The following is a 15944-nucleotide window of genomic DNA, read 5'->3' on the forward strand; positions in this document are numbered from 1 at the left end:
ATGTTGCCGTCACCGCCGGATTCTGTTATCAGATGCTTCCAGATCTAGGCCCTTATTTGAAGGGAATCTGCAGGGTCATGCCGGGTTTCAGATCGGCGTCGCTCTTGACGCCGGGGTTGGCCTTGAGCAATTCGTCTTCAGCGCAGCCATACATGGCCACCAGCTGTTTGATGCTGTCGCCAGCCGCAACTGCGTGCGGCAAGGTCTTCGCGGCCTCCGGAGCCGGCGCGGGATCGACCACCGGCGCGGGCGCAGCCGCCCCGCCAACCGCTGGCGCCGGCGCCAGCGCCGCACCGACAGGCGGCACCGGCAGCAAATCGCCGCCAGCAGGCGCGGCTGGGTCAACGGGCATAACCGGCCCCAGCAGCACGGTCGGCTCAGCCGCATTGGCCGGCGCCAAATCCGCCGGGACAGGAGCGGCATTATCAAGAGTCACGACCGGAGCCACCACAGGCGCAACAGGCGCAAGCGAAGTGGCGGCGGGCGCGGGCTTCGCTGTGTCAACCGCAGCGCCGTCTTTCAGGCGAAGCTTCTGCCCAACCTGCAGGACGTCAGTCTTGAGGTTGTTGATGCGGCGAATGTCTTCGCTCTTAAGATTGAAACGACGGGCAATCAGCCACAGGCTATCGCCGCTCTTGACTTCGTAAACGCCATCGGCCGGCATGGATACGGCGGCCGCCTTGCTGCCGGAGCTGCTGCTGGCCGCTTTGCTCGTGCCGCTGGCGCTGCTCTTGCTTGCCGAAGCGGCTTTGGACGTCGTCTTTTTCACCTGGGCTGCCCGCGGCGTGGTCGCGGCATGGTCAGGCAGAGCGAGCACCTGGCCTTCCCGGATGACGCTCTTTTCGGTCAGGCCATTGGCGGCAGCGATGTCACGCCAGTCGACCCGATAGCGATAGCCGATGCCCGATAGCGTATCGCCCTTGGCCACGGTGTAACTACGCTTTGGCGCCGCCGGCTTTTGGGGAGCCGACTTAGGCGTGGATTTCACAGCAGCAGGCGGCGCATCAGCCAACACAGGCACAGCCGTATCGTCCACAAGCGGCTTCGGCTGGGCCAAGCCAGCGGTAGGCGCTTCGGCGGGTACAAATGCTTGCTCGATATCGCCCTCTTGCTCCAGCGGCAACAGCAACTCCCGTGGCTCGGATACCGCCGGGGGTTGCTCAGCCTTCACCGGCGACACGACTGCAGCAGTGACCGGCTTGGCATGCGGCGGCGGAATGATGCCGCGGTTGTCCATCAGGAAGTTGCCCGTGGCGATCTTCTCTTTTTTGGCTGTGCAACCGCTGCAGCAAAGCATCACTGCGGAGAGACCGGCGCAGGTCCCGACAATCAAGCGACTGGTGTGTGTGGCATGTTTTTTCATTCTTTTTCTCCTTGGAGCTCCCTGGACTTGTGGGTGACTATCACCAAATTCATATTGCGGACCACGTGGCCGCTGCGTCGGCAAAGACGCGGCCGCGATGAGCATAATCAGTAAACATATCCTGGCTGGCGCAGGCTGGCGACAACAGGACCGTGCCTTGCGGCGACGCGCACCGCGCGGCCTTGTGCACGGCCTCGGGCAGGTCGGCGCACTGCTCGCAGGGCACATCAGTGCCCCAGCTTGCGGCGAGGCGCCCCTTACAGGCGCCAATCAGAAAGACCTTTTTAACATAGCGGCGCAGCTGGGGCCGAGCCTCGTCCAAGCTGCAGCCCTTGTCAACACCGCCGGCGATAAGGGCAATGGCCGGTGGCGTGCCGCCAAAAACGTCCAAGGCCTGGATCAGCGCGTCGACATTCGTCGCCTTCGAATCATCAACAAAACGCACACCGCCTTTTTCGGCAACCACGCTCATGCGGTGGGCGCCGGTGCGAAAGCTGCGCAGGCCAGGAACAAGCCGCCGGCAGTCTATGCCGGCGCTATCTGCCAAAGCCAACGTAGCCAATGCATTTTCAACATTGTGTCGGCCCTGCCAAGACACCTCACTGAGCGCCAGAAGGGGCTCGTTCAGGCCACGACGCCAAAGCTGACCAGCGTGCGCATAAAAATCGGCGCCAGCCGCTGCATCGGCACTAAACGTCACGCAGGCCCGCCCGTTAAGAGCACGTTTTACGCGCTCGTCAGTAAGCAAGTCATAGTTAAGCACGGCCGGCTGGCCGGGCTGCAGGAGTTCCAGCAGCGACATCTTCAGCGCCACATAAGCGTCCATGTTGCCATGCCGGTTGAGGTGGTCCGGGGTGATATTGAGCAAAGCCGCAGCGCGAGGCGCAAAGCCCGCCGGTCGCTCCAGCTGAAAGGAACTAACCTCGACCACCAGCCAATCCAGCGCCGGCCGCGATAGGGCTAAAGCCGACAAGGGCATGCCGATGTTCCCGCCAGCAGCCACGCAGAAGCCACCCGCAGCCAATGCGTGGGTGAGCATCTCAACCGTCGTCGTCTTGCCATTCGTACCCGTTACGGCTAGCATCGGCCAGGGGCAATAACCCGCGCCAAACGCCAATTCACTCTGAACCGGACAGGATAGCGATGACGCTAAACGCCCCAAAACACCATCGGCGGTAATCCCTGGGCTGATGACCGCCAAATCACCGGCGGCGTTCCAAAACGGATCCAGCCAGCCAAGGCGGACATCTATGCCCTCGGAACGCAAGACCTCTGCCTCACGCTGCAGCGCTTCGCCACTGCCACTGTCAAGCAATATGACCCGCGCCCCGACAGTCTGCGCCAGCCGCGCCGCAGCAAGGCCGCTGGCACCCGCGCCAAGCACAAGAACGGTCTGTCCACAGAGGCTTTTCATAGTGAATCCAAATATAGCCCCTGCGCATGAAAAAGTTACGGCAAAAATACAATTTTTTTAGCCCGGAAATGTAACCGGTCAGTGTACACCCCCTGCGCTTCGCTGGGACAATTTGCAGGAAACCCACGGCCCGCCGCCGTCCAGCCATCCGACCTTGATTTCCACCTACCTTTGCGGCAGCGTGTTTCATAGGAGTGATTGATAACCAAAACTGTGGTGCCTCTACGAGGCACTGTCTGTTGGCAGGCGGCGTCCCCAGGCTAAAGCCTGGGGTTAAGCATAGTTAAGCGCCTACGGCGCAAAACATGGATATTAAACGATGGTGGTTTTCGACCCGAATCGGACAAAGCAAGTCGTCTGATCGGCCAAGTTCGGCCCGGAGGGCCGTACCATGCATAACCCCTGGTGAGGCGCCCGGAGGGCGCCGCAACCAGGGGTGTGACAACAACTTGGAATTGCGCCTGGAGGGCGCCACATTGGCCAGGCACGTCGCATCCCACCGCGCCAGAATGAGGCATGTCGGGCAGCCAATATCAATGGCCGACCTTTGCGGCAGCAGGTTTCATAGGAGTGATTGATAACCAAAACTGTGGTGCCTCTACGAGGCACTGTCGGTTGGCAGGCGGCGTCCCCAGGCTACAGCCTGGGATTAAGCATAGTTAAGCGCCTACGGCGCAAAACATGGATATTAAACGATGGTGGTTTTCGACCCGAATCGGACAAATCAAGTCGCCAGATCGGCCAAGTTCGGCCCGGAGGGCCGCACCATGCATAACCCCGGGTGAGGCGCCCAGAGGGCGCCGCAACCCGGGGTGTGGCAACACACATAAAATCGCGCCTGGAGGGCGCCACATTGGTTAGGTACGTCGCATCCCACCGCGCCAGAATGAGGCATGTCGGGCAGCCAATATCAATGGCCGCCCGATTACGCCCGGAAGTGCCCTTTACTGGGCAACAAAGTCGCTGTCCTGGAAGCTCACCCCGCCGCCGCGTTCGATCGCCGGCACGACATTGAGCACCGCGACGGCCGTGGCGTAGCCCACCGCAGGCGGACAATTCACGGCCTTGGCGTCATTCTTGGCCACGGCCTGGAAGAAATTCTCCAGGTGCAGATGGTGGCCCTGCTTGGCGTCAAACTCGTCCATGACGGCGGCCATTTCGGGGCTCTTGGCCTTCAGGGCGGGAATCAACGGCACGGCTGACAGCCCGTCGACCTGAATGCGCTCCACGCTTTTCATCCAGTCGGGCACATCCACATTGGCGCCTGGGATGTAATAGCACTTGCGGCCGTTTTCCGACAAGTTGATGGACCCGCGATCGCCATTAAAGCGCTCGAAATAGTCCTGCCAACCGCTAGTGTTGAGCACCTGGTAGTATGCGCGGGCAGAGCCCTTCTTGCCGGCAAACTGCGTCTGGTATTCGTAGATGGTGACGACATCCTCATGCCATTCGCGGTCATCAAAATAATCCTGGCCACCCATGGCGAGCAGGTGCGACGGCTCGGCGTTGAGGAACCAGCTGAAGATGTCAATCTGGTGACTGCCGAGGTCGGCGATCGGGCCGGCAGAGTAACGGCGGTACCAACGCCAGTTCTTGAACTCGTCCATATTGGCATAGCCGTATTTACTGAGCATCTCCGGCGTCATCGGCTGGTTCTCGGGCCAGGTGAGCTTTGCTTCGGGCGTGCGGTTCCACTGGCCATAGAGCTGGGTCAGCCGCCCGCAGAGATTTTCCTCGTGGATCATCTTGTACGCCTGCTGATAGACGGGATTGCTGCGGCGCTGGTGGCCGATCTGCATGACCTTGCCGCTCACAACGGCGGCTTTACACATCGCGGCCGCCGCAGACAAGTCGTGGGCCATCTCCTTTTCGCAATAGACGTGCTTGCCGGCCTGCAACGCGGCAACGCTGTGCTCCGCGTGTACCCAGTCGGGCGTGGCGACCACAATTGCGTCCAGCCCGCTTTCCTTCTCAAGCATCTCGCGGTAGTCCTCGTAGGCGTTGACGGGCTGTTTGTAGGCCTTGAGACGCCGAGCGGTGTAATTGCGGTTGTAGTCCCAGATGTCACAGATGGCCTGAAAACGCACGCCGGGTATCTTGCGGATGCACTCGGCCAACACGCGCCCCTGCACGCCGGCGCCAATCAAGCCGACGCGTATGGCGCTATTGGCTTCCGTACTGGCCGCTGCCGGCGCCGCCTGCGCAAAGAGCTTGCCACCCAGCATCACAGAGCCCAGCCCGGCCGCGCCGGCGCCCTTGACAAAATCCCGTCGAGTAACATCCATCGTCATCGTCCTTTTCGCTTGTTGCATCAAACTAGAGAGAATTTATTGAGTCATCAAGGCAGAGCCAGCACGAGCTCGGCAATGGGCCCGCCATCGCCGGCGCGCACAGCGGCACCGACGCACCAGTCGCCACCGCCCTGCCCCACCTTGATCAAGAGGACATTGTCACCGGCCTGCAAAGTCACTGGCAGTTGATCCTCGTCAACCACATAGGCCCTGGGGACATTCTTTTCGCCAATGACTTTACCATTCAGCCAGGCCTTGGCACCGTCATCACTACCCAGCGAAACCACCGCCGCCTGGTCTTCAGGAACCCTGACGATGCAGCGCACATAGCAGGCGGCCTGGGCCGAACCGGCGCCAAAGACCTTACGCAAGTCCAGCCGGCCCTTGTCATCAGTGTCGGTCACCCGCCACTCGACGGCGCCAGCCTTGTCAACCAGCTCCGGATCAAAGGCCATATCATGCAACGCCGTGAAGCTCTTACCGGCTTCGCGATAGGGCCCAGCAACCTGCCAGCGCAGCACCCGGCCGGCATTTTTGCCTAACAAGTCCATGCAGGCCTTGGCGCGTTCCTGCTCCTTGCCCTCACGGAACAGTGGCAGTGCCGCACGCAGAGGCCGGATGCATTCGCCGCTGCGCAGTTTTTCGCTCAGCGTCAGTATGGCCATGGCCGCATCGCGCTTCAGCGCATCGTCGGTGAGGAAGCCCTGCAGTGGCGCGAAGGCCGCGCTGTCCTCAATGCCACCCATCGCGCCAATCACCAGGCGTTTTTCTTCAACCCGCCGCGCCACCGGAAGCAAAGCCGACAACTCGGCAAGCTGCTCACCACGACCGATGCTCTGCCGCGGGATCAGCCGCACACAACCGCGAAACGCCAATATCTGCCAAAGAGCATTGCCAGCTTCGGCCTGGACAATCGTCCGCAAAAACGGCAGTGCCGCAACCGTCGGCCAGTCCGCAGCCACGCGCAGGGCCGCTTCGCTAACGACAGTGTCGTCTTCCTGCCACGCCGAACGCAGCAACGCCATGGCGTCGTCATTGGCGGGCACAGCGGCAACCCGCAACAACGCGGCGCGGGCCTTGCTGCCGCTTTTCTCGTATGCGCGGCGCAACAAAGTCATGCACGCCACCGGATCGGCAAAACGCCGGCAGGCCTGCGCGCAACCTTTTTCAGCCGCGCCCAGCCAGTCGTCGTCACCTGCCGCGCCGGCAGCAACAATCTGCTCAAAGAGGAAACTCAGCTGCTCCGGCGCACAAAGCACACCATAGAGCTGGCAGAGTGCCTGGCGGGTGGCCGTGTCGCCCTGGTCAGCCAGTACGGCAAGACGAGCAATCTGAGTGCGCTCACGACGCTGCTGCAAAATGCTCAGCAGGGCCGGCCGCAGCGCCGGGGGCGCGGCGAGAGCCATGTCCACCAACGCGCCGCCAATGGGCAAAGGCAGCGCCACCACAGCGCGCGTCGCCGCGTCGGCCACGCCGGGCCGCTCATCCGCAAACAGGCTCTGCAAGCGCGCCAACGCCTTGTCGCCTAGCAGTGTCACGACCGTGGCGACGGCTTCCGCGCGCGCCGCCGCGTCCTCCCAGGCCATGGCCTTTTCCACTGTTGGCAACGCCGCGGCATTGCCCCAGAACGCCAGCAACGGCAAGACATGCATGGCGATCTCGGGCCGCGCCGGATCAAGCATGCCCGCGGCGGCCGGCGCGAGTGATGCGTACTGCGGCTGACCTAGAATCCTGGCCGCGCTCAAGCGCACAGCCAAAGTCGCCGCTTCCAAGCCGGTGAGGAGCTGCGCCCGGGCCTCATCGCTGTCAACGCGGTCATAGACGGCCAGGGCCATGCTCTGAATGACCGCCGGCCCGCGCTGGGCCCATTCTTGGCCTAGCCGCAGCGCGTCGGCACTGCGGCCCCAGGCGGCGAGATTGCCGAGGTATTCCGCGTAGGCGCCGTCAAACATGGCGCCATCGTAGCCGCCCAGTTCCCCACGCCGCGCCAGCAGTGCCGCGAAGGCCTGGTCGGCGGCGGGGTCATTCATGCGCGCCAACGCCGTGATGGCCAGCTGCCGGCGGTGGCGGTCCGTACCCAACGCATCAGGCACCAGCGCAGGTGCGGCAGCCGCAGCGCTGAGCTCGCCCAATGCCTGCACCACGCCGTCGCGACACACGCCCGTCAGGGCCGGAAACAAGCGCACAAGCTCAGCGGCAACGCGCTCACGGGCGCCGTCCATGCCCAGCAGCACGCGGAGAGCCGCATCGCTGTAATCAGCCTCGGCAACCAGCGGCAAAAGCACCGGCAATGACGCGTCACTAGCCACCAGAAAAAGCTGTTCGAGAACAAAATTGCGCAGTTCGGGGCCCTTGGCCGCCGTCAGCGTTTCCAGCAAAGCCATCTCGACGGGCTGGGCCGCAGCGCCCTTGCGTGCCTTGACGCACAGGCCATGCAGCGCCACGCGTGCAACCGTGTCGTCCTTCCCCGGCCGCTCCGCTGCGTCAACCAACTGCTGGCAGCAGGCGCGGATCGCCGGCAAACCACCGGCAAACATCTCATCCACCGTCTGGCAAAAAACAGCCGCGCTCCACCACACCGCGCAACCCACGATCACCCGGCAAAAATGTTTTGTAAGCATAGTCATCCCTACGATTGATCGGCCTATTCCGGCCGTATGTCACCCATGTGTTCACCCGCGTTGCGCGCAACGACGCGCGGCTGGGCCAGACATCCTCACAGCAGCCACGGTGCGCGGCGCGGCGGACTGGCCAGCCGCATGGCGTCGGCATCGTCCGGGAAGTTCTGCTTGACGGGGTCCCAGGTGATTTTCCGGCCAAGGCGCACGGCCAGCGAGGCGAGGTGTAGAATGTCCGCCGACCGCGTCGCCTGCCAGACATTGGGCTTGGCGCCGTGGACATTCTCGCGGGTGCGCACCGCGTGTTCCCAGCTTTGCAGCCTAGGCGGGTCGGGAAAATGCCGCAGCTCTTCCAGCAAATTGGCTGGCTCAAGGCGGTTGCCGCCCCAGTATTTGCCGTTGGGGCCTTCCAGCAGCGGCCGGCCCTCGGTGGTCTTTTCGCCCCACTCCCAGCTTTCAATGATCATGGTCGTGCCGTCGGCGTACTTAAGGTAGATCGTCCCCCACAGCCCACAGGCGTCGGGATGCTGCGGCCACGGCGCGACCGCTTCAACCTCGACGGGGCCAGTGTCGTCTTTGCCCAATGCGTACTGAATGGGATCGATATGATGCTGCCCCATGTCGCCAAAACCGCCTTCATCGTAGTCCCAGTAGCCGCGAAAACTGCCGTGCACGCGATGGGCATTGTAGGGCTTGTAGGGCGCCGGCCCCAGCCACATGTCATAATCAAGCACCTCCGGCACCGCCTGCGGCTGCAGATTTGGCCGGCCACTCCACTGGCGAATCTTGAAGCCCGTCGGGCAATAGCGCGGATTGAGACACACCGCTAGCGGCGTGCCAAGCAGCCCGCTGGCCACCAGCTTGCGCATGAAATGACCACTGCCGCGACCCCAGGTGTTTGCCTGATACACCACGCCGGCGCGCTCCACGGCCTCAACCAACGCCCGGCTCTCCGCCAGCGTGTGCGTTGCCGGCTTCTCCGAATAGATATCCTTGCCGGCCTTCGCCGCGGCAATGGCGATTTGCGCGTGCCAATGTGGCGGCGTCGGAATATGCACCGTGTCAATGTCGTCGCGATCAAGTATTTCGCGCCAGTCGCTGTAAGCGCTGACATCGCCGCCGGCCTTATCCACAGCCCGTTGCAGCCGCGCTTTGTCCACATCACAGACCGCCAGCGTCTGGGGATATTTGGTGACGTGGCCCATGCCCATGCCGCCCGTGCCAATGACCGCCCGGGTGATGACATTACTCGGCGCCGTCGGTCCACCAAACACATAGCTGCTCGGAACAATCTGCAACGCCGCGCCTACCGCGGCGGAACCGCCCAGAAAACGCCGTCGGGTAATCCCCGTGTTCTTGCTCATAATCACTAGCCCTTTGCTGGCTGCTACTTCAATCCGCTGAAATGTGCTTATGCTCACTGAGCGCTGCTGGCCACGTTCATGCAGAACCGGCACATGCTCGCATCCTTCGTCAGTCCGGTCTCCAAATGCCGGGTGAAACTCTCGCTGGCCCTGTCCATGCGATCCAATTCGTCCTGGGGACAACTCTTGAGCAATTCCATCAGACGAGCCTGCACATTACGCTCAATTTCAGCCAGAAAATCGTGTATTTCCGGCTTGGTCGTAATCAGCACACTACGACGATTGGCCGCGTTGATCTCGCGCTTGACCAAGCCGCCCCGCACCAGTTTGTCCACCGCCGTCGATGCCGCTGACGCCGACAGCCCCTGCAAACGCATGACGTCATTGAGCGAACAGGGCTCATGGCGAGTGATCGTCAACAACAGGTTGATCTGACGCCCCCGCAACTGCGACAAGGGATTCTCATCCCGCCGCTGAAGGTTGAAATCAACCATGCATTGACGAACCACTTCGTCAACCTGCCGCAACATCAAAAAATAGTGATCTAATGCCATGGCCGTTTCTCCCCTTCACCCAAAACCCAAACTATTCGATAAAATAACCGAAGCATCTTGTAGTATATACCCCAAAACCCCCTAAGCAACTACATGATAATTCATCTCAAAACCAGCGGTAATGCCTCACTCATTGATACTGGCGGTTCCAAGGAACGCCAGGGACCGTGCGGACTAATTGGCGCGGCGCACTGGGGCGAGGACTCACGGACTCATGAGGCATGATCCCATGGATTGGACCGTGGGGACGAATTGGACCGTGGGGATTGACTCCCGACGCCTTGGACTGATTGGGGACTGATTCGACTCCTGGGAGCGCCGCCGTCCCGGCGGCATTTAAGCGCTGAAAGCGCGAAACATACCAGCCCAGGGCAAGCGACGCCGAAGGCGGAGCGCCGCCCTGGGTAGCGCGCCCATTATGGCCGTGTTCCTCGGCCCATTCGGCCCCAGTCGGCGCAACTGACTGGGGCCGAATGGGCAATGGAACTCACTTGCTTGCTATGTCGCACCCATGCCGGGTGCTTTCACCCGTGTGGGAAGGTGACGCCTGCCTGGGGTTGCGACTGTGTCAGCGCCCCCCCCAACACACGCTGATTCACTCCAAGGTGGTGGTCACGGCTGGGCAGAGTACAACGGGTCCCAGCAAACCGGCATCGAGCAGCGGATCGTCCTTATACCAATGTTTGTAAGTCGTGAAGGCGATGCGACCACTGGGGCTGGGCTGGCCATCAAGGAACCACTGCGGCCAGGCATTGAGGGCCCGTCCGCCCATGGAGCCTTCGTTTTTCCACTCGGCGTCATCAGGCAGCTGTTCGTCGCCGATAAGCCGATTGACCCAGCGGTTGCTGACCTGTATCTCCAAACTGTTCTCACCGGCCTTAAGGGCATCGCCGATCTCCACCCTGTAGGGCGGTCGCCAAGCAATGCCCATGTCCCGCCCATTGACCAGCACCCGCGCGATCACCTGCACTGTGCCGAGTTCCAAGGTCACTACGCCGCCGGCATACCCGGCCGGCAAGGTCACCGTTTTGCGATAACTCGCCGTGCCGGAAAAATACTTCACTCCGGGATCGTCATGCCGCGTATAGGACATCAATTCCGGAAAAACGACGCTTGCCGGCGCGCCCAGTCCAGCCGGGAAATGGACCTCCCACGGCCCAGCAAGCTCCATCTTCGCCGGCACGGCGGGCACCACTGTCTTCTTCTCGCGACCGAGGCTGTCAACTTCCGTGTAGCTGCCTGCTTCCCATGCCAGCAGTTGCTTCCGGCCATCACGCGTCACAACTCGGTAGTCCAGGCGGCCCTTCGTGCCGCTGCTTTCCGGCAACTCGAAGTAACCGTGCTCGGGAATGACCTTGCTAAACGGCTTGCCATCCACGCGATAGTCAACGACAAGCTGTTTGACGCGCATGGGCGTGGGATCGCCACCAAGATTGCTGTTGCTTGCCTCCATGGCGATAAAGCCGTCCTTGATCTGAGCGCGCAAACGCTCGGTGACGTCACGGCCGCCGCCACCCTCAACAGCATTGTACTCGGCCTTGTCAATGATCAACTCGGGACGGTCAATCTTCTCCCCGGCAGCAGTCGTCCAGCTGCTGGCCGCAACATACTGCGCCGGACGCTTCTGCCGGAAGACGACGAAAACCGACTCGGCCGCTTCCAATCGCAGCTGCACCCGCGTCAAGCCTCCCTGCTCACTGAAGGCCGACGCTGGCTGCATCGTACCCGTCTCCGCATCCCACAGCTCCGGCAACAGCCCGGACACCCGGAACACGCCGGTAAACTCCACAAAACGATCCTGCTGATTGCTGACAAAATAAAGGTCCGCGCCGTCGTCCGTTCGCCGATGCAGTGACACCATCCGGCCCGACCGCCCCGCAAATTCAAAAGACACATCGGGCGGCAACGCCAGGTCATTGAGCACAAGCTGCGGCGGCACGCCATAGTAGACGCGGCCACGGCCCAACGCCCGGCTAGCGCGCTCCTTACCATCAAGGTCGCCCCAGAGTTCCGCAACCAGCCCCGCGACCTCCGCGTCAACCGCCGGATAGTTGCTCAGCCCCAGCGGGGACAACGGCCGTTCGCCCAAGAGGATGACCGCGCCGTCTTGCGCCAGCACCAACAGCTTCCGCAGCAACGCCGGCGACACCTCACTGGTCTGCGAGGCGATCAGCATCGCATAAGACATGCCATGTGGGAAGACCACGCGGCCGTCGCGCACCGTCACCTGCTCGATCAGCGACCGCGCATCGCAGCAGTCACCACGATAGCCAGCCGGAAGCCCCGGCGACCACGTCGCCGAGGACGGCGTGTTCTCCCGGGCGACATAGAGCGCGTCAGCCACAAAACGCCCCTGCTGCAACATGAACTGCGCACGCTTGACGTAGTCCAGCCAGGCGCTATAGCTGTTCCACAGGGTGTTGTGCCGGTTGAAATGGAAGCCCCACTGGCCCATGGTCATCCCCGGCGTCTTCACCGTCCACGGCTGATGCGCGTAACTGTGGAAAATGTAGCGGTTGACGCCCTGGGAAAAGACGTTGTCACCCTGGGCCTTGTGCAGCGCCGGATGGCTCTGCCAACGGCCGTTGCGCGGCGTCGCCGTGAAACTCTCCGCGCCGGCATACACCCGGCCATTGACGTGGGCGATATTGCCCGCCAGATTGGCGTTGCCAGTGTTGTTGCTCCCGCCCCAGAATTCGCCCATGGGCACATCCGCCGAACGCCCCTGCAAGAGGTTGTCAAAGGGCCCGCCGTAGGGCTCGGACGCAAACTGCATGCCGCTGCCATGCGCCAACTCCGCAAAATAATCGGCGTAACATTCAGCGAAGAGATCGGATATGGTCCGCCGGAAGTCCTGCAGAAAACGCTCGGAGTACTCGGCGCTCTCCACATAGCGGCCGGTGACAATGCACAGCAAGGGCAGCGGGTCATAGCCACGCAGTCTGATGAAGTCGTCCCGAAAACTGTCCGTCCAATTCTGTGGACCAACCTCATAGCTGTCAATTAAGGCGCCAATGAGCGACTTGCCAGCCAAGGGCCCGGCGCTGGCAACGATCTTGCCCATCATGCCATCCCAGGCGACCTTGACGGCAGTCTTGGACATCTTGTCGCATTCCAGACCGCGCCCTTCTGGAGTCGTGGGGTGATTTCGGCGACCAGTGAGGGTATAGCCAAAGCGCAGGATCGTCCACTGCCCTGCTGGGGCCTCCCAGTCAAGCGTGCCGTCAGCGGCCATCTTGTCGCTGATGTCAATGATGCCCTCGCGGGCAATGATCGACGCCGCGTCGGGCGCGGGGCCGGTCTCCATGTTGCTATCGAGGCTGGCAAAGCTCTTGCCAGCGATATTCGGAATGCGGAACCCGGGCGAAAAACTGATGTTGCTCACGCGGCAAATGTCCTCGCTGGTGGACAGGAACTGCACGCGCACAAAACGACTATGCAAAGTCGGGAAGGTCACTTGGCCCTGTGGCGGCCGCAGCGTCCCCGGCCGGACATGCTCACGGAAGGTCTCGCCATCATCGGATACCAACAAGGCCACGCGCAGACTATGCCATTGATTGCCACCAAAATGAATGCTCAGCAGTGACGCCGTCAGCGGCTCCGCAAAGGCAAAGGTGATGTACTGCGGCGCCTCTGTAGTCGGCCGCGGCACCCGCACGGCGTCCTTCCAGTCCAGGACTTTCGCAGCTTCCTCGGGAGGCGCAAAGGACGCCGTCACCGACGGCTTACTCGCCGCAAAACGGAAGTCGTCACCCGCGATGCTTGGATAGGCATGCACCGCGATGTCGCGGTAAAAACCCATCGTCGCGCTCGGCTGCGGCAACTTTTCGCTGACCCGACGACCGCCCGCCACCACCGAGCCCGTCCACACCAGCTTCTTCATGGCGTGCTCCGGCTCAATCCAGGGCCCGCCGCTGGACGACCAACCCGGGCAGTTGTGCAGGCTGATTTCCAAACCCAGCCGCGCCGCCTCTTCCAGCGCGTACTGAACCATCTCAAACCACTCTGGCGACAGGGTCTTCACCGGCCCCGGCGGTAGCCCCCCGGAAATGTCCAAAATGGTCGCGCCGCCGACACCGGCGGCCTTCATGGCCTCCAAATCGGCCTTGATGCCCTCGCGGCTGATGTTGCCGTCCATCCAATGCCACCACGCTTGCGGCCACGCGGGCACCGGGGGCTCCCGAAAGCCCGCTGCCAGATCGGCACCGAACGACACGGCGCTCAGCGCAACTACACACAACATTGCCAGCATGGTCCTTGTTTTCATCGCCTGTCCTTTGGGTTATGAACTCCATCCACCGGGCATCAATCGCCCGAATTACAAAAAATCCGCGTGGTCGTCTTGCCGTTTCCACTGTTTTTGCTGCTGGTCATATAGCGTATTGCCGCAACCGGAATGCAGCATGCTCTCATCCCCCGTCACCCGCGACTCCTTGTCCTCGCGGTATTTCTCCCAGTACTTCTTGCGGAAAATTCCCGGCGGCTCGCCCAACGCCTGCCGAAACGCCCGGCAAAAATAGTGCAGCGAGCGAAAGCCCGTTTTCTCCGCAATCGCCTCAAGCGTCAGCGAGGAATAAAGCAGCAGGTCCTGCGCCTTGCTTAAACGATAAAAATTGACATACTGCATGGGCGGCAGACCCATGATCTGGTTGAACAGGACCGAAAATCGCCCCGGCGACAACGCCGCAAGCCCGGCCAGCTGCTCCAGATGCAACGCGTCCGCGTAGTTCTTCTCAATGAATGCCACGGCCTTCATAACGCCTTCCGGAACGTCGCTGCGCGGCTGAAAAGGCACCGTCGCCTCAATCCGCTCGCAGAATGCCGTGATAATCAGCAGATTCAACGCCAGTTGCACGGCCTGCCGCACGGTTTCCGGTCGCGCCGCCGACGCCGTCAGCTGCGACACCAACGGCTCAATCTCCCCCAACGGCAGCGTCACCCGCCGAAACTGCCCGCGCACCCACGGCGCCAAAAAATCCGCCAGTCCGCCCAGCTGTTCGTGGTCGGCTACCCCGCAAAAAAAAATGTATAGCCGCGAATGCATCCCCGATGGATGGTACCACTGGTGGCTCAATTCCGGTGACAATACGCAAAGCTCACCCGCCTGCAGGCGCTCGCGCTCCTCACCAATCTCAAAGACAAACTCCCCTTCCAACACATACACAAACTGAAAGGTCGCATGCTGATGCACACTATGAGAAGTGGAGAAACCTGAGTAGCGACAGATCACCGCGCGACCCATATAACTCGGCAAGATGTACGAATGCTCTTCGACTATCATAACCAAACCCGACCCAACACCACCGGTGTTCAACCAACCGCCACCAACGATTGCCTTCGCCATTCACGGCGCACGACCACCCGCCCGCTACCAGGCCATAACGTAGCCCCATTGCCCCAAAAAGGCGTTGGTACCACACATAATCAGCAATACCGAACAACACAGTTCCTTGTATGTTCTGCAGCCCAACGCGGCGACCGCATTCGCGCCCCAACGCGGCGACCGCATTCGCGCCCCAACGCGGCGACCGCATTCAAGCCCCAACGCGGCGCGTGCATACCAGCCCAGGGCAAGCGCGCTGAAAGCGCGCGTCGCCCTGGGTAAGAGTATCGTTAAAAATGGCGTTCTGAAAGAACGCCGCATACCGTCATTCTGCCCCCAGAGGTCCATTCCATGCCGCGTTCCTTCAGAACGCTTCGATCCTGAGGCGGATACTTCCCAGGGCGTTGCCCTGGGCTGGTATGCCTTGCCCCGTTGGGGCAAGATCGCGACACATACTTTGCGCCTTTCCCTAACTGGCACACCTAACCCTACCGCAATCCGTTACCTCGTTCAAATACTACCGTTCCCCCAGGCATAACTTCTGAAAGGGCCGCATCATGCCGCAATCGTTATCCAACATCCTGTTGCACCTGATCTTCAGCACCAAAGATCGCCAACCATGGCTTGTAAACGACCTTCGCTGCAAGGCTCACGCATTACTTGCCGGCACCGTTCGTCAACGCGATTGCGAGGCCTATCGGGTAGGTGGCACGGAGGATCACGTACACATGGCCATACTGCTCGCCCGCACCATAGCAGTAGCGGATTTGGTCCAGGATATAAAAATCTCATCAAGCAGATGGTTAAAAAGACAGGACCCGTCGTTGAAAGTCTTTGCCTGGCAGAATGGCTATGGCATTTTTTCTATTGGCGTAAGTCAAAAAGAAGTCCTCCAGCACTACATCGATGGCCAGATGGAACACCACCGCACGCACACGTTTCAAGATGAATACCGGGCTTTTCTCCGAAAACACGGAATCAAATACGACGAAAAATATGTTTGGGACTGACTCCCGA

9 protein-coding genes are annotated in these 15944 nt (G+C 61.4%); 1 reads left to right on the forward strand and 8 read right to left on the reverse strand.

The window, feature by feature from the left end; translation table 11 throughout:
• Window positions 1–52: 52 nt before the first annotated feature.
• From J3R75_RS19310 to J3R75_RS19345, 8 genes are all read right to left on the reverse strand, one after another.
• Window positions 53–1363, reverse strand: coding sequence for a LysM peptidoglycan-binding domain-containing protein (locus J3R75_RS19310; protein WP_307265242.1), 1311 nt, complete (start codon window positions 1361–1363; stop codon window positions 53–55).
• A 49-nt stretch (window positions 1364–1412) separates the two neighbouring features.
• Window positions 1413–2777 (reverse strand): UDP-N-acetylmuramoyl-L-alanine--D-glutamate ligase, encoded by a 1365-nt coding sequence (gene murD, locus J3R75_RS19315; protein ID WP_307265245.1) that lies wholly within the window; start codon window positions 2775–2777, stop codon window positions 1413–1415.
• A 944-nt stretch (window positions 2778–3721) separates the two neighbouring features.
• Window positions 3722–5062, reverse strand: coding sequence for a Gfo/Idh/MocA family oxidoreductase (locus J3R75_RS19320; protein ID WP_307265250.1), 1341 nt, complete (start codon window positions 5060–5062; stop codon window positions 3722–3724).
• A gap of 53 nt (window positions 5063–5115) precedes the next feature.
• Window positions 5116–7689, reverse strand: a complete 2574-nt coding sequence (locus J3R75_RS19325; protein ID WP_307265253.1) for a hypothetical protein — start codon at window positions 7687–7689, stop codon at window positions 5116–5118.
• A 95-nt stretch (window positions 7690–7784) separates the two neighbouring features.
• The gene (locus J3R75_RS19330) at window positions 7785–9050 is read right to left on the reverse strand and encodes a Gfo/Idh/MocA family oxidoreductase (RefSeq protein ID WP_307265256.1); all 1266 of its coding nucleotides are present in this window, start codon (window positions 9048–9050) and stop codon (window positions 7785–7787) included.
• A gap of 53 nt (window positions 9051–9103) precedes the next feature.
• Window positions 9104–9604, reverse strand: coding sequence for a MarR family winged helix-turn-helix transcriptional regulator (locus tag J3R75_RS19335; protein WP_307265259.1), 501 nt, complete (start codon window positions 9602–9604; stop codon window positions 9104–9106).
• Between the two features lie 595 nt (window positions 9605–10199).
• Complete coding sequence (locus J3R75_RS19340) at window positions 10200–13847, reverse strand: glycosyl hydrolase (protein ID WP_307265264.1); 3648 nt, start codon at window positions 13845–13847, stop codon at window positions 10200–10202.
• A gap of 75 nt (window positions 13848–13922) precedes the next feature.
• The gene (locus tag J3R75_RS19345) at window positions 13923–14948 is read right to left on the reverse strand and encodes an AraC family transcriptional regulator (RefSeq protein WP_307265267.1); all 1026 of its coding nucleotides are present in this window, start codon (window positions 14946–14948) and stop codon (window positions 13923–13925) included.
• Window positions 14949–15484: 536 nt separating this feature from the next.
• Between J3R75_RS19345 and tnpA the strand changes: the two genes are divergently transcribed.
• On the forward strand, window positions 15485–15937 hold the full coding sequence (tnpA, locus tag J3R75_RS19350; protein WP_307265270.1) for an IS200/IS605 family transposase: 453 nt from the start codon (window positions 15485–15487) through the stop codon (window positions 15935–15937).
• Window positions 15938–15944: the final 7 nt, after the last annotated feature.

Origin of the sequence: Oligosphaera ethanolica (assembly GCF_030814695.1) — a bacterium.
Lineage (GTDB): Bacteria > Verrucomicrobiota > Lentisphaeria > Oligosphaerales > Oligosphaeraceae > Oligosphaera > Oligosphaera ethanolica.